We start from the raw sequence: 20779 nt of genomic DNA on the forward strand, positions 1-20779 counted from the left end.
GTCCGGGTGCCCTCCACGCGCACTAGGACTGCTCGGTGACGGCGTCCTTCGGCAGCTTCCGGACCTTGCTCCGACGCTTCCGGCGGTCCGGGATCATCGAGCGCATCTCCTCGAGCTTGCCGAAGCAGAGCAGCCGGTCGCTGGCCTGGAGCGTGACCCCGCTGCGGGGGTTCGGGATCACCGTGGCCCCGCGGTGCAGGGTCAGGACGGTGATGTCGCGGTCCCAGAGCCCGGACTCCTTGATCGTCTTGCCCACGAGGTCGGCGTTCGTGTGCACGAGGAGCTCCGCGACGCCGTACCCCGTCGACACGCTGAGTCGCTGCCGGACGTCGATCTCGGGGAACGCGACCTGGTTGCCGATGAAGTCGATGATCGCGCCGGCGACGTCGAGCCCCGTGGCACGCTCGATGCCCTCGAGGCCCGGCGACGAGTTGACCTCCATGACGAGCGGTCCCTCATTGCCCTCGAGCATGTCGACACCGGCGACCCGCAGCCCCATGATCTGCGCCGAACGGACCGCCGCCTCCTCGTACTCGGGCGTCAGCGTGACCTTCTCGACGGTGCCGCCGCGGTGCACGTTCGAGCGGAACTCGTCGCCGGACGCACTGCGGCGCATCGCGGCCACGACCCGGTCGCCGACGACGAGCGCCCGGATGTCCTTCCCGCGGCTCTCCGAGATGAAGGACTGGATGAGGACGTTCTGCTTCGTACTGTGCAGCGTCTCGACGATCGACTCGGCGACCTTCGCCTCGGGCGCGAGGATCACGCCGATTCCCTGCGTGCCCTCGAGCAGCTTGATGACGACCGGAGCGCCTCCGACCCGGTCGATCGCGCCGCGGACGTCGGCCCGGCTGTTCACGAACGTCGTCGCCGGCATGCCGATGTGGTGCCGCGACAGGATCTGGTTCGCCCGGAGCTTGTCGCGCGAGTTCGTGATCCCCGTGGCCGTGTTCGGCGTGTACACGTCCATCTGCTCGAACTGGCGCACGACCGCGGTGCCGTAGTACGTGATCGAGTTCCCGATGCGCGGCAGCACGGCGTCGTAGTCGCTGAGGAGCTTGCCGCGGTACAGGAGGTCCGGTTCGTCCGCGGTCAGGTCGATCGCGAACCGGAGCGTGTTCAGCACCTTGACGTCGTGCCCACGGTCGATCGCCGCGGCGCGGAGACGCTGGGTCGAGTACGCGTGCGGGGCGCGCGACAGGATGGCGAGTTTCATCGGGGGTGCTCCGCTGGGTGTTCGGGGTATCGACGGCGACGCTCCATCAAAGCATGCGACAGGATGGGCACATGAGCCGCACCCCGACGATCGCAGGATGGCGCGAGTGGGCTGCCCTGCCGGGGCTCGCGCTGCCGTGGATCAAGGTCAAGCTCGACACCGGCGCCCGGAGCTCGGCGCTGCACGCGTTCGACCTCGAGGAGCTCCCCGGCGACCGGGTCCGGTTCTCGGTGCACCCGTGGCAGGACACCGACGCCGACGCGGTCACCGTCGAGTGCGACATCCACGACCGCCGGACCATCCGCAGCTCCACGGGGCACACCCAGGAGCGCATCGTCATCCTCACCCCGATCACCCTGCACGAGCAGACGGTGGATGCCGAGGTCACCCTGAGCAACCGCGACCAGATGGGGTTCCGGATGCTCGTCGGCCGCGAGGCCCTGCGCCAGGGGTTCCTCGTCGACCCCGCGCGCTCCTTCCTCGGCGGTCGCGCCCCGAAGGCGATCCGACGCCGGAACCGGGGTCGGGCGTGACCACGGCGCGGGCCGCCCTCGACCGCTTCGTCGCGGCCGTCGATGCGGAGGGCCTCGGCGCGTACGGGGTGCACGTCCGTGTCGGCGACGACGAGGTCGCGCACCGGTGGCGGAGCGACGACCGCGAGAACGTGTACTCGGTGTCGAAGGGCGTCTGTGCGCTGGCCGTCGGCATCGCGGTCGACGAGGGCCTGCTCACGCTCGACACCCGCGTGCCCGAGCTGCTGCCGGACGTGCAGCTCGGCGAGGGCGTCGACCGTGTGTCGGTGCGGCACCTGCTCACGATGACGAGCGGCATCGACTTCGCGTGGTTCGGCGACGAGCCCGTGCCTGGTGACGACCTCGCCGCGACGATGCTCGCCCTGCCGGCGACAGGGACGGGCGAGCGCTTCCGGTACACAGATTCGAGCCCGTACGTCGCGATGCGGATGCTCGCAGCGGTGGTCGGGGACGTGCGCGACTGGCTGCTCCCACGGCTGTTCGATCCGCTCGGCATCGACAACCCGCAGTGGCACCGCTGCCCGCTCGGCTTCGTCGTCGGTGGGAGCGGGCTCGAGCTCCGGACGTCCGAGCTCGCACGCATCGGTCGTCTGCTGCGGGACCGCGGCTCCTTCGCGGGGCAGCAGCTGGTGTCGGCGTCGTGGGTCGACGGGATGCACGCGGGCTGGGTCGAGGCGGGCACGGACGGCCCGTTCACCCGGTACGGCCTCGCGGTGTGGGACGGTCCGGGCCCGGCGTGGCGGCTCGACGGCCGCTACGGGCAGTACGTGGTCGTGGACCAGGACCGGGACGCCGTCGTCACGGTGACCGCGCACGAGGAGACGCACGACCACCGGCTCGCGGAACTCGCGGTGTCCTCCGTCCGATCGGCCTGACACGGCGACGACCGTGTGTTCCGCTCAGGCGTTGGCCGATCCGGTGGTCGGGTGCCGACCGTCGCGTACCGGATCGGCCACGACGCGGAGAGCGGAGGCGGTGCCTGCCGGCATCGGTGTGGGCACCCGCACCGGCACCGTGACGCCCCGTGACGCCCGCCGGCCCGCAACGCCCGCGTCGTGCCTACGCTCCATCCACCGGCGCCGCAGCCGGCACCCGACTCGAGGAGCACGACCGTGACCGACCAGACCATCGCCCGCCAGGTGGAGACGTTCAACGAGGGCTTCACCGCCCAGATCGGCCCGGAGCTCTCCGCGGTGTTCGACGGCGAACAGCGGGACCTCCGCGACGCGGGGGTCCCCGACGGCGTCGTCGCCGTGGGCGACACCGCCCCTGATGCACCGCTCGTCACCCCGACCGGCGACACCACCTCGTTCGCCGAGGCCCGCGGCACCACCCCGACCGTCGTCGTCTTCTACCGGGGCGCCTGGTGCCCCTACTGCAACATCACGCTCCGCACGTACCAGCAGGAGCTCCTGCCGGCGCTCCAGGAGCGTGGGGTCGAGCTGGTGGCCGTGTCGCCGCAGACGCCGGAGGCCGCGGAGCAGTCGATCACGAACGGCGAGCTGGCATTCCCGGTGCTGACCGACCCCGAGAACGTCCTGGCCGGGCGGTTCGGGATCGTGACCGAGCCCAGCGCCGCGGCTCGCGGCGCGCACACGCAGCTCGGGTTCGACGTCGCGGACAGCAACGCGGACGCGACGGCGGCGATCCCGTTCCCGTCGGTCTTCGTGATCGACGCCGACGGCGTCGTCCGCTTCGCGGACGTCCACGTGGACTACACGACGCGCACCGAGGTGGCGACCGTCGTCGCAGCGGTCGACGACCTGCTGGTCGCGAACCGCTGGCGCGGATCGGCCAGGGCCCACGCCGCCGGTTCGGAGCGACGCGCCAGCGGCGGTCCGGCCGTGCCGGTGGGGAGAGGCACGGCACGGGTGCCGCGCGTGTCGGACGCGAGCCGTGCCTCCCGTCCGCTGCCCGCGTCAGGCGTGCAGGTGCCGCGCGAGGAACGTGATCTGTGCCGGGGCCATGCGTCGCCAGAAGGCGGCGTCGTGGGCTCCGGGCTCGAAGCCGCCGGCCGGCGCCGTGTCGAACCCGTCGACGTAGGTGCGCACGGCGGGTTCGAAGCCGTCGCCGTTCCCGACGTCGATGCGCACCGGAACGCCGTCGAGCTCGCGCTGCCGACCGAGCACGGTGTTCGCGCGGAAGTCCGCGGCGTCGTCGAACGCTCCTCGGGCGGTGTCGCCTGCGCTGGTCCACAGTGCAGGGCTGAGCGCTGCGACGGCACGGACCCGCGAGGCCCGGAGGAGGCCGCCGAACCGGAGTGCGCCGTAGCCGCCCATCGAGTTGCCGGTGAACGCCAGGCGCCCGGTGTCGAAGCCGTGCTGCTCGAGCATCGGCACGAACTCGTCGAGGACCATCGCGCCGGGGTCGTCCCCGTCCGCCCGACGGTGCCAGTAGCGGTTGCCGCCGTCGACCCCGGCCACGGCGAAGGGCGCCCCGCCGTCCGCGATGTGTCGTGCGAGGAACCGGTCGTACCCGAGTCCGTTGCCGAAGAAGGTCCGGTGGGAGCCGCCGTAGCCGTGCAGGGCGACCGCGATCGGCAGCGGCCCGGCCGACTCGGGCGCCGCGATCGTCCAGCCGACGGTGCGGCCGCCGCGGGCCTTCGACACGAACGAGCCGGAGGTGGTCGGGACGGGCGTGACGTCGGGGATCTCGCCGGGCTGCCCGTTCAGCCCGAGCGCGCGGTACATCGACGAGCGTCCCGGTAGCCAGCGGAGGTTGACGGCCTCGGCGACCGCTGCGGCGGCGACCACGGCGCCTCCCCCGGTGATGAGGGCTCGACGGGTGATTCGGGACGCGGTCGGGTGCACGATCGGAGCGTAGTGTCCGGCGGTGCCGTCGTGAGCCTTGTTCAGCCGGGTGTTCCGTGTGAGGTCGTGCAGGCGCCGTCCGCGCGGTGGGCCCGCACTACCGCGTCGGCGACGGCGCGGGCGGTCGCCGTGCCGGTGCGCCGATCGCGGAGTCGCATCGCGAGGGCGCCGGACACGACGAGCAGCAGGTCCTCGGCGAGCGCGGGAGCGTCGGCGGTGCCGACGAGCGGCTCGGCGGCGCCGGTGAGTCGGTCGCGCAGGGTGTCGGTCTCGCGGGCGAGGACCGCGCGGACCTCCTCGGGGGCGTCGGCGAGCTCGGCGGCGGTGCCGAGGAAGGCGCACCAGCGGGAGCCGGTCGGGGTCGAGCGGAAGGCGTCGAGTGCCTCGAACACGGCGTCGAGCCGGGCACGGTCGTCCGGTGCCGCGGCGATCGCGCGGTCCCACGTGGCGGTCCACTCGTCGTGGCGGCGGTCGAGGGCCGCGGCGACGAGGGCTTCCTTGCTGCCCCACTCACGGTAGAGCGTGGCGGAGGAGACGCCGGCTCTGTCGAGGACGGCGTCGACCGGGGTGGCGGCGATGCCGTGCGTGAAGAACAGTTCCTCGGCGGCGTCGAGGAGCTTGCGCCGGGTCCCTGTGCGCATCGCCATGGGTGCAGCCTAGGCTCCGAGAAGTGAAACGATCGTTTTCGTTACGGAGGGCCGCCCTCCTCGGCTCAGGGCTGGCGCTGATCGCGGTGACGTACGGCCTGGTCCGACTCGCCTTCGGACTCTTCCTGCCCGACGTGCAACGTGACCTCGACCTCGAAGCGACGGCCGCCGGGTGGGTGTCCGCCGCTGCGTCCGCGTGCTACTGCGTCGGAGCGCTGGCGGGGTTCGTGCTCGCTCGGTCGCACGCCCGGGCGCTCGTCCTCTCGGCCGCCGTCACGGCCGCCGCGGGGGCGCTCGGGATGGCGGCGAGCTCCGGCGCCGTGCTGTTCTCGATCGCGGCGGTGGTCGGCTCGGCGAGCGCCGGTCTGGCGTCGCCGTCGCTCGTGCGGCTCGTGGAGGAGCGGGTGTCCGCGCCCGGTCGTGCCCGGGCGCAGGCGTTCGTGAACGCGGGGACCGGCCCGGGTTCGGTCGTCGCGGGGGTGCTCGCGCTCCTGCTCCTGCCGGACTGGCGGACGGCCTGGGCGGTGTCCGGTGTCGCAGCGGTGCTCGTGGGTGCGGCGGTGCTCGTCGCCGCCGGCCGTCGCGACGAGCACGACGGCGGTCGGGGACCGTCGACCCCCGGGCGTCGGTGGTCCCGTGCGCACGCCCGGCTGCTCGTCGTCGCCTTGCTGTACGGCGCCGGGACCGCGAGCGTGTGGACCTTCGGTCGGTCGACGCTCGTCGATGCCGGGGCCTCGACGGTGACGTCGGTGCTGCTGTGGCTCACGGTCGGGGTCGGTGGCGCGGCGGTCACGGTCACGAGCCGTCGGACGGCAGGACTCCGGGCGCGGACAATGTGGCTGGTGACGGCCCTCGTCACGGCCGCTGCCGTCGCCGTCGAAGGGGTCGTTCCGGCATCCGGTGCGGTGTCCCTCGCGGCCGGGGTGGTCTTCGGGTGGGGCTACACGGCCGCGACCGGTGCACTCATCGCGTGGACGACGGAGATCGCCCCCGAGCACGCCGCGGCGGGCACGTCGGTGCTGTTCGTCGTGCTCGTCCTCGGTCAGGCTGTCGGGGCGGCCGGCCTGGGGGCCGTGCTCGACGCTGCGGGTCCGGCGGTGGCGTTCCTGCTCGCAGCGGCGGTCACCGCCATCGGTGCCGTGGGGTCGGTCCGGTCGCGTCGGTCACAGGAGCGCGCGGAGCTCGACCTTCCGGTTGCAGGCGCGTGACGCCTCGGTCGCGATCCGCTCCGCGGTCTCCCGGTCCGGGAGGTCGAGGACCCAGAAGCCCGCGACGTACTCGGCGGCTTCGACCGCCGGCCCCGGTCGGACGATCGGTCCGGCACCGCGGGCGTCGACGACCGTCGCGTCGGCGGGTGCCGAGACGCCGGCGGCGAAGACGATCCGGCCGTCGGCGTCGAGTCGCTCGTTGAGGGCGTCGACCGCTGCCGCCTCGGCTTCGGTCGCCGACTCGGTGCGACCGACCGCGGCGGCCTGGCCGTCGTCGATGACGTTGACGAGGAACCGCATCGTGCCTCCCGCTCCGGATGGCCAGGAGACCACGCCCGGCGGAGCAGCGCGGTTCGGTACCGTGGACGCATGGGGGCGACGCCGAGCGAGTGGTCACGTCTGCCGGTGGGCCGGCAGGAGCTGCGGCAGGATGCCGTGCTCGCGGGCGCGCTCGCGCTCGGCATGGCCACGACGGTCACGCTGTACGGGTCCTCGGGGGCGTACGACGACGACCAGGCCGCGTGGTGGGTGTCCGCGCTCATGGTGCTCGCGAACACGGTGCCGATCGCGTTCCGGCGGCGGTTCCCGATGTCGGCGCTCGTGGTGGTCGCGCTCGCCTTCGTCGGCACGCAGCTGCTGCACGTGCCCGAGCTCTTCGTCGTCAACTTCACGCTGTTCATCGCGCTGTACACCGTGGGGGCCTGGTGCTCGGACCGGGTCCGCGCCGAGGCCGTGCGGTGGGTGGTGATCGGCGGCATGTTCACGTGGCTGTTCCTCGCGATCGTGTTCGGCTGGTCGATGCCGACGGCGCTGCCGAACGACGGCGAGGCCCTCATCCCGCCCTACATCGCCTACTCGCTGCTCAACGTGCTCATCAACGTCGTGTACTTCGGGGCCGCGTGGTACGCCGGCAACCGTGCGTGGAGCGCCGCGGTCGCCCGGCACGAGCTCGACCTGCGCACCGCCGAGCTCACCGCGGAGCGCGAACGCTCGGCGGCGCAGGCGATCACGCTCGAACGGGTCCGGATCGCCCGCGAGCTGCACGACGTCGTCGCCCACCACGTCGCACTCATGGGCGTGCAGGCCGGCGCAGCACGTCGCGTGCTCGGCCGTGATCCCGAGCAGGCCGCGTCGTCGCTCTCGGTGGTCGAGGACAGCGCCCGCACCGCCGTCGAGGAGCTCCGGCGGATGCTCGGCACCCTGCGCGCGCACGACGTGGGCGACGCCGGTCGCGACGGTGCGGCCCCGGCGGGGAGCACCGCCGCCGGCGCCGCGCCGAGCACCGAGGGGATCGGTCGGATCGCGGAGGTCGTCGAGGCGGCCCGGACCGCGGGCCACCCCGCCGACTGGTCCGTCGTCGGCGAGGAGCGGCCGGTCCCGCCCACGGTCGCCGCGGTGGCCTTCCGGGTCGCGCAGGAGGCCGTCACGAACGTCCTCAAGCACGCCGGGCACGGTGCACGAGCGGACGTCCGGCTCCGGTACCTCGCCGACGCCGTCGAGGTCGAGGTCACCGACGACGGCCGCGGCGGCACACGGGACACCACCGGCAGCGGTCTCGGCCACGTCGGGATGCGGGAGCGGGTCGCCGCCGTCGGCGGGACCGTCGAGATCGGGCCGCGCGCCCGGGGAGGGTACCTGGTGCGGGCATGGCTGCCGACGACCTGACCATCGTGCTGGCGGACGACCAGGACCTCGTCCGGGCCGGCTTCAAGGTGATCCTCGAGTCCGAGCCGGGCCTCCGCGTCGTGGGCGAAGCGGCCGACGGGGAGCAGGCCGTCGACGCGGTCGTGCGGCTCCGGCCCGACGTGGTGTGCCTCGACGTGCAGATGCCCGGCGTCGACGGCCTCGAGGCAGCCCGGCGCATCGCCGCCCTCGACGACCCGCCCGCGGTGCTCGTGCTCACCACGTTCGACCACGACGACGCGCTCTTCCAGGCGCTCGAGGCCGGCGCGAGCGGGTTCCTGCTGAAGAACGCCTCCCCCGAACGGCTGATCGAGGCCGTGCGCACGGTCGCCGCCGGGGACGCCCTGCTCGCGCCGGACGTCACCCGCCGGGTGATCAGCCGTGCCACCGCGGCGCCGGTACCGACCCCGACGACGCCGGTCGACACGACCGCGATCGCCGCGGCCGCCGTCGCCGGCGCGGGCCTGACCGAGCGGGAGGCCGAGGTGCTCCGGCTCCTCGCCCGGGGTCTGAGCAACGCCGAGATCGCCCGCGAGCTGTTCGTCGGGGACGCCACCGTGAAGACGCACGTGTCGAACGTGCTGCAGAAGCTCGGACTGCGCGACCGCATCCAGGCCGTGGTCTGGGCGTTCGAGCACGGCGTCGCGGGCTAGTCGTCCCGCTTGGCGCAGGTGACCGTCGCGGCGCTCTGACCCGAGACGTTGTCCGGCAGCGGCGCCGCCGAGGTCCGCGGGGCGCTCGGCGTGCCCGCCGGGGCCGATGCCGCACCGGCCGGGGCCGATGCCGCACCGGACGACGAGCCTGTGCCCGAGGACGCACCCCCGGACGGCGAACCGGACCCCGACGACGGCGACCCCGACCCGGAGCCCGACGACGACCCGGTCCCGGCCGACGGGGACGCGCTCGCGTTCGGGTCCTTCACCGCTGAACGACCGAGGCTGTCCTCGCCGAGCACGACCGGCTCGTTCGCCTTGAGCACCGCGTTGAGCTGGGAGGCCGCGTCCTCGGAGACGATGACCCGGTTCGTGTCGGACGGGTCGTCGGCCACCGGGTACTGCACGAAGACCATCTGGGACAGCCCGACGTTCTGCACCGCGAGTGCCATCCGGGCGAGCGTGGTCGGGTCGGCGAGCGTGTCGGACAGCGTCATGTGCTTGGCCGCGGTCTCCGCCAGCCGCAGGACCCGCCCGGGGTTCGTCAGCGTGCCCGCGGACACCGTCTGCCGGGCGAGGGCGGACATGAACGTCTGCTGGTTGCTGATCCGGCCGAGGTCGCTCCGGTCGCCGACACCGTGGCGCGAGCGGAGGAAGGCCGCGGCCTCGGCCCCGGAGAGCTCCTGGTTCCCGGCCTGCAGGTCGAGTGCCGGGGAGACGTCGGTGTCCACGATCGGGGTCGCGAGGCAGACCTCGACGCCGCCGACCGCGTCCGCCATCGCGACGACGCCGTCGAAGGTGATCATGCCGGCGTAGGGGATCTGCAGGCCGGTGAGGTCGGAGATCGTCTTCGCGACGCACCCCAGACCGTGCTTCTCGCCGCCGCGGGACAGGGCCGTGTTGAGCATCGCCCCGTCGGTCGCCGGGGTCACGGAGCCGTTGTCGTTGGTGCACGCGGGGATCGGGATGACGAGGTCACGGGGGAAGCTGACCACGGCCATGTTCGTGTGGTCCGCGGAGATGTGCACGAGCAGCGTGGTGTCGTTGTTGCCCACGCCGGAGCTCGCCCGACGACTGACGGGGTCGTCGAAGCCGGCACCTTGGCCGTCACGGGTGTCCGTCGCGACGAGGAGCATGTTCACCTCGCCGGACTGCGCGGTCAGTTCCGGAGCAGCCTTCGCCGTCGTACCGGGCATCGCGAGCGACACCGGCGGCTTGGCCTGGCTGACGACCTGGTAGGAGGCGATCGCGGCGACCGATCCCGCACCGACCAGCGCGACGGCGGCGGACATCGCGACGACGCGGGCGGCGAAGCCGATCGGGCTGCGCGGGGCGAGGCGTCCGTGGCGGACGACCGCTGCCGGTTCCTCGACCGCGGTGTGCTCCTGCTGCTCGGTCACGTGCTCCCCCTCGACGGTGCTGCGCCCGGTCGGGACACGGGCTTCGGCCGCGCCCTGCGCGCGGCGACGCGACCCTCTCGGGAAGGAGCGCGGTCGCCGCATCGTACCGACGGCCGCCGCCGGATCGCTGGGACGCGCCCGGCGCCCGGGGCGACACCCCTCAGCGCGACGGTCGCCCCCCTGCCGCGGCGTCTCCCCCGTACGACGGAGGCGACCAGCTCGGGAAGTCCCGCCGACAGCCGGAGGCGAGCCGGGCCTCCCGGCAAATAGCGTCGAGACGTCGGCGAGGTGCGTCGACGGAAGGGGAACCAGCGATGCTCACCATCGAGGGCGTGACGAAGCGCTTCGGCGAGCGCCGGGTCCTGGACGACGTCGGGTTCGACGTCGGCCGCGGACGCCTCACCGGCTTCGTCGGCGGCAACGGCGCCGGCAAGACCACGACCATGCGCATCCTGCTCGGGGTGCTCGAGCCCGACGCGGGGACGGTGTCGATCGACGGCAGCGCCATCGGTCCGGCGGACCGGAAGCGGTTCGGGTACATGCCCGAGGAGCGCGGCCTGTACCCGAAGATGCGGGTCGCCGAGCAGATCACCTACCTGGCCCGGCTGCACGGCGTCGGGAAGCGCGAGGCCGCCGACCGGACCGGGCAGCTGCTGGAGCGCCTCGAACTCGGGAAGCACGCCGACGACGAGGTCGAGAAGCTGTCCCTGGGCAACCAGCAGCGGGTGCAGGTCGCCGCCGCACTGGCGCACGACCCCGAGGTGCTCGTCCTGGACGAGCCGTTCTCGGGCCTCGACCCGATGGCCGTGGACGTCGTGCTCGGCGTCCTGCGCGAAGCAGCGGGCCGGGGCGTGCCGGTGCTGTTCTCGAGCCACCAGCTCGACGTCGTCGAGCGCCTGTGCGACGACGTCGTCGTCATCGCCGACGGGCGGATCCGGGCGTCCGGGCCGCAGGAGGACCTCCGGAAGCAGGCCGGGCCACCGGCCTGGGAGCTGCTCGTCGACGGCGACGTCGCCTGGCTCCGCGACGAACCGGGCGTCAGCGTCCGCGAGTTCGACGGCGGCTACGCCGTGTTCGAGGCGTCCGATGCGGTCGCCCAGTCCGTCCTGCAGCGTGCGGTGTCGTCCGGCACCGTCGGTTCGTTCGCTCCGCGGGTCCCCCGGCTGAGCGAGGTCTTCCGGGAGGTCATCCGGTGAACGGTTCGTTCGTGTCCGCGGTCCGGCTCGTCAGCGCCCGGGAGATCCAGGCGCGCCTCCGGAGCAAGGCGTTCATCGTCTCGGCGCTCATCCTCGTCGTCATGGTCGTCGCGTCCATCGTGATCGCCGGCGTGGTCGGCAACGCCACGTCCGACGACAAGACGCCGGTGGCGGTCGCGGAGGGCGTCAGCCTGCCGTCGTCCGCCGGTCTCGACGTCACCCCGACGGCGACGACCGCGGCGGCCGAGCGTCTCGTCCGGAGCGGGGACGTCGACGCCGCCATCGTGCCGTCCGACGATCCGCTCGGCTTCTCGGTCGTGGGCCTCGACTCCACCCCGACCGGTGTCGTGCAGGCGCTCAGCGTCTCGCCGAAGGTGGAGCTGCTGGACCCCGACGCGCTGCCGGAGGGCCTCGTGTACATCGTCGCGCTCGCGTTCGGCGTCGTGTTCTTCGCCTCGGCGGTGACGTTCGGACAGTCGATCGCGCAGAGCGTCGTGGAGGAGAAGTCGACCCGGGTCGTCGAGATCCTGATGGCGGCGATCCCAGCCCGTGCGCTGCTGGCGGGGAAGGTGCTCGGCAACAGCATCATGGCGTTCGCGCAGATCGTGGCGGTGGCGATCGCGGCGACCATCGCGCTCGCCCTGACCGGCCAGGACAACCTGTTCACGCTGCTCGGCCCGAGCATGCTGTGGTTCGTCGGCTTCTTCGCGATCGGGTTCGTGCTCATCGCGTCGCTGTTCGCCGCGTCCGCGGTGCTCGTGTCGCGGCAGGAGGACGTCGGCAGCGTCACGACGCCGGTGATGATGCTCGTGATGATCCCCTACGTGCTGATCATCGTCGCGTACTCGAACCCGACGATCCTCGGCGTCATGTCGTACGTGCCGTTCAGCGCGGCGATCGGGATGCCGATGCGGATCTTCCTCGGCTCGGTCGAGTGGTGGGAGCCGGTGCTGTCGCTCCTGGTGCTCCTCGCATCGGTGGTCGTGGTCATCCTCGTCGGCGCGCGCATCTACGAGAACGCGCTGCTCCGGACCGGCGGTCGCGTGAAGCTGTCGGAGGCGATCCGCGGCTGACGCCGCGATGCCGGACGGGAGGCCCGGATCACGTGAGCAGGTGCGCTCACGTGATCCGGGCCTCCGGTCCGTCGAGCGGGTACCCGGCTCAGGCCGGGAAGGCGCGGAGCGCGCGCTCGACGACCGCCGCGAGCGCGGCGCGCGGTGCGCCGCCGCTCGCCTGCACGGCCAGTCCGGCCGACACCGTCGACACGTACTTCGCGAGTTCGACGGGGTCCTCGGTGTCGGGGAGATCGCCGTCCTCGACCGCACGACGGAACCGCTCGACGAACCGCTGCTCACCGCCGGCCCGGCTCTCGGCGAGGAAGTCGACGATGCGCTGGTCGCCCTCGCCGGCGGCCAGGCCGCCCTGGATGGACAGGCACCCGGCAGGCCGCCCAGGGGTGGTCACCGCGGCGACGTTGCTGCGGAGGTAGTGCTCGGCCACGGCGCGGGCGGTCGGCTCGGCGAGGGCGTCCCCGACGTAGGCCATCTCGACCTCGGCGTAGCGCCCGATCGCCTTCTTGAAGGTCTCCTCCTTGTTGCCGAACGCGGCGTAGAGGCTCGGCCGGTTGATGCCCATCGCGCCCGTCAGGTCGTCGAGGCTCGTCCCCTCGTAGCCCTGCCGCCAGAACACGTCGACCGCACGGTCGAGGGCGGCGTCCGCGTCGAAGGACCGTGGTCGTCCACGAGTGGCCATGCGCACACCTTCCCTTTCTGTACCGCTCGGACCACAATAGCCCCGTCAGACCGAGAGGAACCCGCATGCCCACCGTCCACGAACTGCTCGACGCCAACCTCCACGAGGTCTTCGGCAACCGCGACGCCGATGCCCGACGCGCCGCCGCGGAGCGCATCTACTCCCCCGACGTCGTCCTCGTCGACCCGGAGGGCGAGAACGACGGGCGGGAGGCACTGCTCGCGAAGGCCGCGGAGCTCCTCGGCCAGGTCCCCGACTCCTTCGTGTTCGCCGCGGATGGCCCGCACTACGCATCCGAGGACACCGGCGCCCTGGCGTGGGCACTCGGCCCGGCGGGCGCACCCCAGGTCCGGGGCATCGACGTCGTCACCGTCGCGGACGGTCGGATCACGCAGGTGCGGACGTTCTTCCTGAGCGCCTGACGACCCACTTCCTTACCGTTCGGTACAGATTTGACAAGTGCGCCGGACGGGTCTACGTTCCACTTCTGTACCGAACAGTAAGGAAAGGGAACCGACCATGAACGACTTCACCGACACCACCGCCCTCGTCACCGGCGGCTCGTCCGGCATCGGGCTCGCCGTCGTCCGACGACTCGTCGCCGAGGGCGCGCACGTCATCGTGACCGGACGGCGGCAGTCCGCCCTCGACGCCGTCGGCACGGAGCTCGGCGACGCGGTCACGACCGTGCAGGGCGACGTCACCGACCCGGCGGCGATCGAGCGCATCGTCGACGCCGTCCGGGCGCGCGGCGGCTCCCTCGGCCTCGTGTTCGCGAACGCCGGCGGCGGCTCGTTCGCCGCGCTCGGCGACATCACGTGGGAGCACTTCACCGACACGTTCAACGCCAACGTCGGCGGGGTCATCAACACCGTCCAGGCAGCCCTGCCGTTCCTGGGCCGCGGCTCGGCGATCGTCCTCACCGGGTCGAACATCGACGTCAAGGCCAGCCCGGCCTTCAGCGTCTACGCCGCGACCAAGGCAGCGGTCCGCTCACTCGCCCGGAGCTGGGCGGCCGAGCTCGTCGACGCGGGCGTGCGGGTGAACGTCGTCGCGCCCGGGCCGATCGGGACGCCGGGGCTCTCCGGCCTGGCGGACACGCCGGAGGACGCGGGCTCGCTGCTCGACGGTCTCGCCGCGGGTGTCCCGCTCGGTCGCCTCGGCACCGAGGACGAGATCGCCGACGCTGTCCTCTTCCTCGGCTCACCGCGGAGCAGCTACGTCACCGGCGCGGTCCTGTACGTGGACGGCGGCGCGAGCCAGGTGTGACGCCGGCCGCAGCCGGCTCCGCCGGCCCTGTCGGACGGGAGGCCCGGATCACGTGAGCAGGTCTGCGCACGTGATCCGGGCCTCCAGTCCGGCACCCGCGCCCGGTCAGTGGAACGCGACGATCGGACCGCGGTCGACGGCGCGAGGCGTCAGCTTCACGAGTCGGTACTGCGTGTCGCCGCGGTAGGCGATCACGACGGTGTGGGCGCCCCAGGTGTACGGGTAGGCGCTCGGACGCGGCGTCGCGGTCGCTGCCGAGAGGACTGCGGACCGGGTGATGCCGTGGCCCGTCGACTCGTACAGGGCGACCTCGTCCGGGGTGCTGCCGGTCGCGCCGTCGCAGGTCGTGTCGACGAGCCAGGACGTGTGCCCGTCGCCGCGCAGGTCGCCCGTGGCGGTGACGAGCGACGCAAAGTCGCCGCTGCAGAGCTCGAGGCCAGGGTGGCTCGCGCGGTCCACGGCACGGGTCAGACCCTGCACCGAGTCGGTCGACCGGTAGTGGTCCTGGCGACCCGGCTTCGGGGGCTGGGCGGTCCGAGCCGCGAGGACGTGTGCGGCAGCGTGGACCGTGGTGTCGTGCGCGGGTGCCGCCTGGGCGGAGGCCGACGTAACGGCCCCGCCGAGGACGGCCACTGCGGCCGCCGATGCCAGGAGCGCTGTGGTGGAGAGCTTCATGGTGGTCTTCCCTTCCGTCCGCGCCAGTCGTTCGCTCGCGTCGGACAGGTGGGACGGTAGGGACCGTGCGTCGCAGGTCCGCGGCGGACGGTCCGTTCGGCGACGGTCGACGGAGGCCGATCGGCGTGGCGGCGCAGACGACGTCGTCACCGGATCGTCACACGGCGGTCGGGGCCTGCGGGTGCTCCGGAGTGTCGGCGTTCGTTCGGCTCACAGCACTACGTTCGGCCACGATCGTCCGCCGTCGTCTGTCATGATCGGGCAGTCGGCACCCGAGGGAGGGCTTCGTCCAGTGCAGATCCGGTTCACGACGACCGACGACTCGCGGCTGTGGGATTCGCTCGTCGCAGCGAGTCCGGGCGGGACGAGCTTCCACGACTGGTCGTGGTTGCACCTCATGACGGACATGTTCGGGTGGAGGTTCACCCCGCTCCTCGTCCTGCGGGACCGTGGACCCGTCGGGGTGTTCCCCGTGATGATGCAACCGTCCCTGGTGCCGAGGGCCGTCGAGCCTCCGTTCCCCTACGTGGGGCCGCTCGTCCCCGAATCCCTCCTCGTGCCCACGCTGCGGGCGTTCCGGAGCTGGCAGGTCCGGCACGGGCGCCCCTTGGTCCGGTTCGAGTTCGGGCCGGGGGTGGCGGGCAGCGCCGAGCGTGCGCTGGCTGAGACACGGTGCGAGTGGCACGCCGACCGCACGATCACGGTGGACCTGGTCGGTGCCACCCCGGAGTCGCTCACGGCCGGGATGAAGAGCAACACCCGGTACCACCTGCGCTCCGGCCTGCGGCGGGGCGTCGAGGTGCGGCCAGCGCTCCCGGGCGAGATCACGACGCTCCTGCCCCAGCTCCTCGAGGAGGCCTACGGCAGTCGCGGGGTCCCGTCGCCGTACCCGGCGGACCTCGGCGCTCGCCTGGAGCGCTGGTCGGCGGGCCGCGAGGACTTCTACGCGTCCACCGCGGTGATCGACGGGGAGCCGGTGGGGTTGCTGGTGGCGCTGGCGAGCCACCCCGTCGTCTGCGGCTGGGTCGGTGGGTCGCTCCGCGCGCATCGTGCGGCCAGTCCCAGTACGGTCCTGTACCACGACGCACTCCAGTGGGCGCTCCGCCGAGGGCACACGGCGGTCGACCTCGTCGGCTACATCGACGAGGGCGTGGCCAAGTTCAAGACGGGGTTCGGAGGCAAGGAGGAGCCGTACCTCCGAGCCGTCTCCTCGACCGTGCCCGGTGTCGTCCGGTCGGCCGTCGGCGCCGTCCGCGCCCGCACCTGAGTCGACGCGGGCGCGGCCGGTCATGCCGCGCCGAGCACCTTCCGCCAGGCCGCGGTCAGTGTGTCGTACTCATCGTCGGAGACGAGGTCGCGCACCCCGGTCGCGAGCACCGCGGACCGGACTGCTTCCTCGGCACCGGCGCGGTCGCGCAGTCGCGCGTCGGAGTGCCGGACCGCGCGCCCGGCCTCCTGCGCAGCTTCGATCTCCTCGACGCGTCCCGCTGCGCCGGCGGCGTCCAGCGCGTGCTGCCAGGCAGCGATGAGGTCGGCGTTCGTGACCATCCGCCCGTCCGCACCGCCCTGGATGGCGAGCGACGCACTCGGTTCCGGGAGCAGGATCCCCTCGTCGGCCTTCCAGGTGGCGTCGAGCGTCTCTGCCTCGTCAGCAGTGATCCGCCCGGCGCGGTCGATCATCGCCTGCAGGGCGGCGTTGCTGGTGTCGTCCGACACGGTGTCCTCTCCGACCGACGCGCTCGCGTGGTCCGGTCCATCTTGCTGGGTGCCCGTCGTCCCGCGTCCAGCCGCCACCCAAGCCAGGGCGAACCGCCGCCGTCACGGTCGACGCACCGAGAAGAGGTCGCCCGGCTGGCAACCCAGGACGTCACACAGGGCCGTCAGCGTCGAGAACCGGATCGCGCGGGCACGGTTGTTCTTCAGCACGGAGAGGTTCACCACCGTCACCCCCACCCGGTCCGCGAGTTCCGTGAGGGTCATGCCCCGTGCGGCCAACAGGTCGTCGAGGTGGCACACGACCGCGTGCCCGTCCTCCTCCGGCGGCATCAGACCAAGCCGGCCTGGTCGCGCACCATCCGCTGCGACGCGGTGAGGGCGAACCGGAAGCACGTCACGACGAGGACCCCGAGGTACACCGGCACGAACTGCGGTTCCACGAGCGGCTCCGGGAGACGGCCGTCCCACCCGAGCGAGGACACGATCCAGTTCCACCCCATGCGCCGGACGAAGTCGGGCAGGAGACCGGCGACGACGGTCAGGACGACGACCCCGTCGAGCAGTCGCGGCGTCGACCGATCGAAGAGTCCGCCGCGAGCGACACACCACACGACCGTCCCGACGAGTGCGATGAGGGCCGCGACGGCGACGACCTCGACGCCGTCGCCGACGCGGACGTACGCGAGCGCAGCCCCGGGGACGTCACCGGTCGGGACCTGCACCGCGACCGCGTCAGCCCGCAGGGCCACGCCGCTGGGCGGTCGGAGCACGTCGGCCGTCGAGGCGGTCCGCAACGGCACCGTGACCGTCCCGACGCGGAGCGAGTGCACCAGGCCGGCGACGTAGGCCCAGCCGACCCAGACGACGCCGATCGCGCACGCGATGACGTAGGGCAGCCAGGAGCGGCTGCCACGGGGCGGGTCGTACACGGGTGCGGTCATGGTCGGTTCCCCTCGTCATCGGACCATCGATTGTCGATAACAACGATAAACGATGGGTGGCGATGCGGCAAGGGTCGTCAGAGCATTCCGAACGCCGCCTGCACCCCGAGGCTCGTCCCCGCCACGAGCGCCCACAGCACGATGCCGAGCACCATCGGCCGGAACCCCGCCCGCCGGAGCGCACCGAAGTCCGTCGACACCCCGATCGCGGCGAGCGCCACGGTGATGAGGAACGTCGCCACGGACGCGAAACCGGGGGCAGCGGCAGCCGGCAGCACCCCGACGGTCCGGAGCAGCACGACCACGAGGAACCCGATCAGGAACCACGGGACCAACCGGAACACGCGGACGCCCCCGGCGCGACCGGCGGCGTCACCGACCGCAGCCTGTGTGCGGGCGGTGCGCCGCGCCTCCAGTCCGGCCAGCCCGATCACGATCGGGATGATCATCAGCGTGCGCACGAGCTTGACGACGACGGCGGTGTCGGTCGCCTGGCGACCGTAGACCGTCGCCGTCGCGACCACCGACGAGGTGTCGTTGACCGCCGTGCCGGCGAAGACGCCGAAGGCGTGCTGCGACAGGCCGAGCGCGTGTCCGAGCAGGGGGAAGAGGAACACCGCGGCGATGTTGCAGAGGAAGATCGTCGACATCGCGTACGCGACGTCCGCTCCGACGGCGCCGATGACGGGCGTGACGGCCGCGATCGCGGAGGCGCCACAGATGCCGGTGCCCACGCCGATCAGCGTCCGGAGCGTCGACGACACCCGGAGCGCTCGGCCGAGGAGCCAGGCACCGACCAGGCAGACGACGAGCGTGGTGAGCATCACCGGCAGCGTCTCGGCGCCGATCCGGAGGACCGCTCCGATCGAGAGCTGTGCACCGAGCAGCACCACGGCCGCCTGCAGCACCCGGCTCGACGCGAACTTCACGCCGGGGGCCAGGTTCCCGAGCTCCCCCTCCGTGCGACGGCGGACGAGCCAGCCGACGAGGACGCCGAGCACGACCGCCGGGACCGGACCGCCGACGACGGGCACCAGGGTGCCGACGACGGTCGCGACGATGCCGACAGCGAGGGCGACGACGATGCCGGGCAGGGCGGGACGGAGGGTGGCGAGGGGCGCTGGCACCGTCCCAGCATGGTCGACGCGGACCGCGGTCGCCAGCGGCGGGGCCCGGCGACACCGCGACGACGGGGCGCGGCCCGGCATCGCACCGGCGACGCGACCTGGAGGCACGGGTCGTGGACCGCACGCAGCACACGTGGGCAAGATGGCCGGGTGGAGTACGAGGCCGACCGGTGGGTGCAGCGGCTGCGGGACGGGGTGGCGCCTCCACGCTGGGGGCTCATCGTCGCAGTGGTCCTGCTCGTCGTGGTCGGAGGCGGGTCGCTCGCGCTCGAGGTCCCGCACCTCGACTGGTTCACGAGCGGACACCGCCGCCTGTCGTTCCTCCTGCTCCCGCTCGTGCTGCTGGTGTGGGGCGTCTGGATCGCCGTCGGGTCGCGTTCGCGCGGTCGGTCGGACCGCCGCACGCTCGCCCGCATCCGAGCGCACGGGCCGGTGCGCTTCCACCTCCCCGTCGAGCCGGTCGGTGACCCCGCGCCGACGATCTGGACGGTGGACGGCAGCGGGCTGCACGGCTGGACGCCGGACAGCTCCGAGCCCGTTGCCCACCTGGCGTGGGACGACGTCGACCACATCGACCTCGTGACCGAGGAGCGACGCGGGCAACGGGTCGACGTCGCGCTCCGCATCACCCGGACGGACGACGGGGTCCTCGTGCTCCTCCCCCGGACGGCGCTCGGCCGCCCGTACACGGCCGGGCAGGTGAAGCTCGACGTCCTCATGCGCGTGCTGCGCTCGCTCCGACGCGAGCGCGCCCGCTGACGGTCCGGCAGGGTGCTGCACGTCCTGCCCGTCCTGCCACGAGACTCGGCCTCAGCGACACTCCTCGCGGCCATGAGCGCGAAGGGTGTCGCTCACCGCGAGACTCGCGCGCCGCATCGCGAGACTCGCGCCCCGCTCGGGCTCCCCGGGATCGTCCGCCCGGCGCGGATCCGCACAGATGATCCACAGGTCGTGACGCACCGACGGGGTCGGACGTATCCTTGACCCCCGGAAGCAACGGCGGTTCCGCGTCCCCACCCTGATCCCTCCAGCACGAAGAGCTTCCCGTGTCCGAACACCGCATCGAGTACGTCGCCCGCGACCGCACGGGCATCACCGCCGTCGTCACGACCACGAGCGTCATCGACGTCGACACCGTCATCCGCAACATCAGCGCCGGTCACTCCGGGTACTACGTCGCCCGGAACTGGAAGCGCACGCCCGTCCGGAGTCTCACCTCGTTCGGCGGCGCGTACCTCTTCGCGAACTGGGACGGCTCGAAGCGGAACATGCTCCACGACCTCGCGTTCCCGGCCAGCACCCGCTCCGTGCCACTGGCGATCCGGCGGCCCTCGCGTCTCCGCGAGGCCGTCGCGGCACTGCTCGGCCGCCGCTAGCCTTCTCGGTCCGGGGCGAGCGCCGTGTCACGTCCCAGTACACGCAGCGCAGCCCGGTTCCTCCAGAGGGTGCTCCCCAGTGCCACCACGAAGAGCACGAGGCCAGCGGGGATGATCCACCGCGTGGCTGCCCACCACTCGGTGGTCTGCGAGACGACCGAGGCCTCGAGTAGCACAGCGCCCACGAACACCACGACTTGTCGTGGTGCGAACACGACGATCCGCCGGGCCGTGTTCCGGACGAGGTCCTCCGTGCCGGACGGCGCGACGGCGCGACCGATCGCAGCTCGCCCGATCAACCACCGGTCACGCCGGGTGAGCGTCCGCATCCCGGGAGGGGTGGTGGAGAAGACCGTCCCCCGAGCGGCCGCGACGAAGAACAGCACACACCCGGTGATCATCGCGGCGAGTCCGACGCACTGGAACACGAACCGTACGATCGCGAACGGTTCGCCTTCCGGCGCCAGCCGCAACACGACCGCCAGGACGATGGCGACCGCCGCCACGACCACGCTGCCGACCTCCGCCCATCGTGGCAACGGTCGTGTCCCCGACTCCATGACGACGAGTCAACACA

Annotated in this window: 24 protein-coding genes and 1 pseudogene; 13 read left to right on the forward strand and 12 right to left on the reverse strand. The window is 72.7% G+C overall.

Annotated features, from left to right (window positions below; all coding sequences use genetic code 11):
- Positions 1-22: 22 nt before the first annotated feature.
- Positions 23-1216, reverse strand: a complete 1194-nt coding sequence (gene rimK / locus ACRQ4C_RS14485) for a 30S ribosomal protein S6--L-glutamate ligase (RefSeq protein WP_400415642.1) — start codon at positions 1214-1216, stop codon at positions 23-25.
- A 71-nt stretch (positions 1217-1287) separates the two neighbouring features.
- Here rimK and ACRQ4C_RS14490 point away from each other — a divergent pair, with 71 nt between their 5' ends.
- The 3 genes and pseudogenes from ACRQ4C_RS14490 to ACRQ4C_RS14500 form a co-directional block, all read left to right on the forward strand.
- Positions 1288-1749: an ATP-dependent zinc protease family protein gene (locus ACRQ4C_RS14490; protein WP_058724280.1), complete on the forward strand. Its 462-nt coding sequence runs from the start codon at positions 1288-1290 to the stop codon at positions 1747-1749.
- Positions 1746-2624, forward strand: coding sequence for a serine hydrolase domain-containing protein (locus ACRQ4C_RS14495; RefSeq protein WP_439689158.1), 879 nt, complete (start codon positions 1746-1748; stop codon positions 2622-2624). Before ACRQ4C_RS14490 ends, ACRQ4C_RS14495 begins: the two co-directional genes overlap by 4 nt.
- 378 nt (positions 2625-3002) lie before the next feature.
- Positions 3003-3479: pseudogene (locus tag ACRQ4C_RS14500) on the forward strand (peroxiredoxin-like family protein); the annotation flags it as partial.
- A gap of 189 nt (positions 3480-3668) precedes the next feature.
- Here ACRQ4C_RS14500 and ACRQ4C_RS14505 read toward each other — a convergent pair.
- Together ACRQ4C_RS14505 and ACRQ4C_RS14510 are read right to left on the reverse strand one after the other, a co-directional pair.
- Positions 3669-4559, reverse strand: a complete 891-nt coding sequence (locus ACRQ4C_RS14505) for an alpha/beta hydrolase (RefSeq protein WP_439690944.1) — start codon at positions 4557-4559, stop codon at positions 3669-3671.
- 41 nt (positions 4560-4600) lie between these two features.
- Positions 4601-5206, reverse strand: coding sequence for a TetR/AcrR family transcriptional regulator (locus ACRQ4C_RS14510; protein ID WP_439689159.1), 606 nt, complete (start codon positions 5204-5206; stop codon positions 4601-4603).
- 23 nt (positions 5207-5229) lie between these two features.
- Here ACRQ4C_RS14510 and ACRQ4C_RS14515 point away from each other — a divergent pair, with 23 nt between their 5' ends.
- Positions 5230-6414, forward strand: a complete 1185-nt coding sequence (locus tag ACRQ4C_RS14515; protein ID WP_439689160.1) for an MFS transporter — start codon at positions 5230-5232, stop codon at positions 6412-6414.
- On the opposite strand, the gene ACRQ4C_RS14520 is transcribed toward ACRQ4C_RS14515, so the two are convergent.
- Entirely contained in the window at positions 6370-6714 is a 345-nt protein-coding gene (locus tag ACRQ4C_RS14520; RefSeq protein ID WP_400415655.1) for a YciI family protein, read from the reverse strand. The two genes, ACRQ4C_RS14515 and ACRQ4C_RS14520, sit on opposite strands and share 45 nt — an antisense overlap.
- Positions 6715-6783: 69 nt before the next feature.
- On the opposite strand from ACRQ4C_RS14520, the gene ACRQ4C_RS14525 reads away from it, so the two are divergent.
- Both ACRQ4C_RS14525 and ACRQ4C_RS14530 read left to right on the forward strand, forming a co-directional pair.
- Positions 6784-8079: a sensor histidine kinase gene (locus tag ACRQ4C_RS14525; RefSeq protein WP_439689161.1), complete on the forward strand. Its 1296-nt coding sequence runs from the start codon at positions 6784-6786 to the stop codon at positions 8077-8079.
- Entirely contained in the window at positions 8061-8750 is a 690-nt protein-coding gene (locus tag ACRQ4C_RS14530) for a response regulator (protein WP_290133963.1), read from the forward strand. Before ACRQ4C_RS14525 ends, ACRQ4C_RS14530 begins: the two co-directional genes overlap by 19 nt.
- On the opposite strand, the gene ACRQ4C_RS14535 is transcribed toward ACRQ4C_RS14530, so the two are convergent.
- Positions 8747-10150 carry an LCP family protein gene (locus ACRQ4C_RS14535; RefSeq protein WP_439689162.1) on the reverse strand — a complete coding sequence of 468 codons (1404 nt, stop codon included), beginning with the start codon at positions 10148-10150 and terminating at the stop codon, positions 8747-8749. The two genes, ACRQ4C_RS14530 and ACRQ4C_RS14535, sit on opposite strands and share 4 nt — an antisense overlap.
- A 314-nt stretch (positions 10151-10464) precedes the next feature.
- On the opposite strand from ACRQ4C_RS14535, the gene ACRQ4C_RS14540 reads away from it, so the two are divergent.
- Both ACRQ4C_RS14540 and ACRQ4C_RS14545 read left to right on the forward strand, forming a co-directional pair.
- Positions 10465-11346: an ABC transporter ATP-binding protein gene (locus ACRQ4C_RS14540; RefSeq protein ID WP_290133961.1), complete on the forward strand. Its 882-nt coding sequence runs from the start codon at positions 10465-10467 to the stop codon at positions 11344-11346.
- 11 nt (positions 11347-11357) lie between these two features.
- On the forward strand, positions 11358-12419 hold the full coding sequence (locus ACRQ4C_RS14545) for an ABC transporter permease (protein ID WP_290133960.1): 1062 nt from the start codon (positions 11358-11360) through the stop codon (positions 12417-12419).
- A gap of 88 nt (positions 12420-12507) precedes the next feature.
- Here ACRQ4C_RS14545 and ACRQ4C_RS14550 read toward each other — a convergent pair whose 3' ends face one another.
- Positions 12508-13098 carry a TetR/AcrR family transcriptional regulator gene (locus ACRQ4C_RS14550; RefSeq protein ID WP_058724268.1) on the reverse strand — a complete coding sequence of 197 codons (591 nt, stop codon included), beginning with the start codon at positions 13096-13098 and terminating at the stop codon, positions 12508-12510.
- 65 nt (positions 13099-13163) lie between these two features.
- On the opposite strand from ACRQ4C_RS14550, the gene ACRQ4C_RS14555 reads away from it, so the two are divergent.
- Together ACRQ4C_RS14555 and ACRQ4C_RS14560 are read left to right on the forward strand one after the other, a co-directional pair.
- Positions 13164-13520 carry a nuclear transport factor 2 family protein gene (locus tag ACRQ4C_RS14555; protein WP_439689163.1) on the forward strand — a complete coding sequence of 119 codons (357 nt, stop codon included), beginning with the start codon at positions 13164-13166 and terminating at the stop codon, positions 13518-13520.
- A gap of 97 nt (positions 13521-13617) precedes the next feature.
- Entirely contained in the window at positions 13618-14367 is a 750-nt protein-coding gene (locus ACRQ4C_RS14560) for an SDR family NAD(P)-dependent oxidoreductase (protein WP_439689164.1), read from the forward strand.
- Positions 14368-14472: 105 nt separating this feature from the next.
- Here ACRQ4C_RS14560 and ACRQ4C_RS14565 read toward each other — a convergent pair whose 3' ends face one another.
- Entirely contained in the window at positions 14473-15042 is a 570-nt protein-coding gene (locus ACRQ4C_RS14565; protein ID WP_400415673.1) for a hypothetical protein, read from the reverse strand.
- Positions 15043-15334: 292 nt separating this feature from the next.
- Here ACRQ4C_RS14565 and ACRQ4C_RS14570 point away from each other — a divergent pair, with 292 nt between their 5' ends.
- The gene (locus ACRQ4C_RS14570) at positions 15335-16309 is read left to right on the forward strand and encodes a GNAT family N-acetyltransferase (RefSeq protein WP_439689165.1); all 975 of its coding nucleotides are present in this window, start codon (positions 15335-15337) and stop codon (positions 16307-16309) included.
- Between the two features lie 20 nt (positions 16310-16329).
- On the opposite strand, the gene ACRQ4C_RS14575 is transcribed toward ACRQ4C_RS14570, so the two are convergent.
- The 4 genes from ACRQ4C_RS14575 to ACRQ4C_RS14590 form a co-directional block, all read right to left on the reverse strand.
- Complete coding sequence (locus tag ACRQ4C_RS14575; protein WP_400415678.1) at positions 16330-16758, reverse strand: hypothetical protein; 429 nt, start codon at positions 16756-16758, stop codon at positions 16330-16332.
- Between the two features lie 102 nt (positions 16759-16860).
- Positions 16861-17088 carry a helix-turn-helix domain-containing protein gene (locus ACRQ4C_RS14580; protein ID WP_439689166.1) on the reverse strand — a complete coding sequence of 76 codons (228 nt, stop codon included), beginning with the start codon at positions 17086-17088 and terminating at the stop codon, positions 16861-16863.
- Positions 17088-17699, reverse strand: a complete 612-nt coding sequence (locus tag ACRQ4C_RS14585; protein WP_439689167.1) for a hypothetical protein — start codon at positions 17697-17699, stop codon at positions 17088-17090. The genes ACRQ4C_RS14580 and ACRQ4C_RS14585 overlap by 1 nt, the downstream gene beginning before the upstream one ends.
- Positions 17700-17776: 77 nt before the next feature.
- Positions 17777-18826, reverse strand: a complete 1050-nt coding sequence (locus ACRQ4C_RS14590; protein ID WP_290133942.1) for a YeiH family protein — start codon at positions 18824-18826, stop codon at positions 17777-17779.
- Between the two features lie 150 nt (positions 18827-18976).
- On the opposite strand from ACRQ4C_RS14590, the gene ACRQ4C_RS14595 reads away from it, so the two are divergent.
- Both ACRQ4C_RS14595 and ACRQ4C_RS14600 read left to right on the forward strand, forming a co-directional pair.
- Positions 18977-19585, forward strand: a complete 609-nt coding sequence (locus ACRQ4C_RS14595) for a hypothetical protein (RefSeq protein WP_439689168.1) — start codon at positions 18977-18979, stop codon at positions 19583-19585.
- Positions 19586-19872: 287 nt separating this feature from the next.
- Complete coding sequence (locus ACRQ4C_RS14600; RefSeq protein ID WP_439689169.1) at positions 19873-20202, forward strand: hypothetical protein; 330 nt, start codon at positions 19873-19875, stop codon at positions 20200-20202.
- Here ACRQ4C_RS14600 and ACRQ4C_RS14605 read toward each other — a convergent pair.
- Positions 20199-20762 carry a hypothetical protein gene (locus ACRQ4C_RS14605; protein ID WP_439689170.1) on the reverse strand — a complete coding sequence of 188 codons (564 nt, stop codon included), beginning with the start codon at positions 20760-20762 and terminating at the stop codon, positions 20199-20201. The genes ACRQ4C_RS14600 and ACRQ4C_RS14605 overlap by 4 nt on opposite strands.
- Positions 20763-20779: the final 17 nt, after the last annotated feature.

Origin of the sequence: Curtobacterium sp. SP.BCp (genome assembly GCF_051903255.1) — a bacterium.
Lineage (GTDB): Bacteria > Actinomycetota > Actinomycetes > Actinomycetales > Microbacteriaceae > Curtobacterium.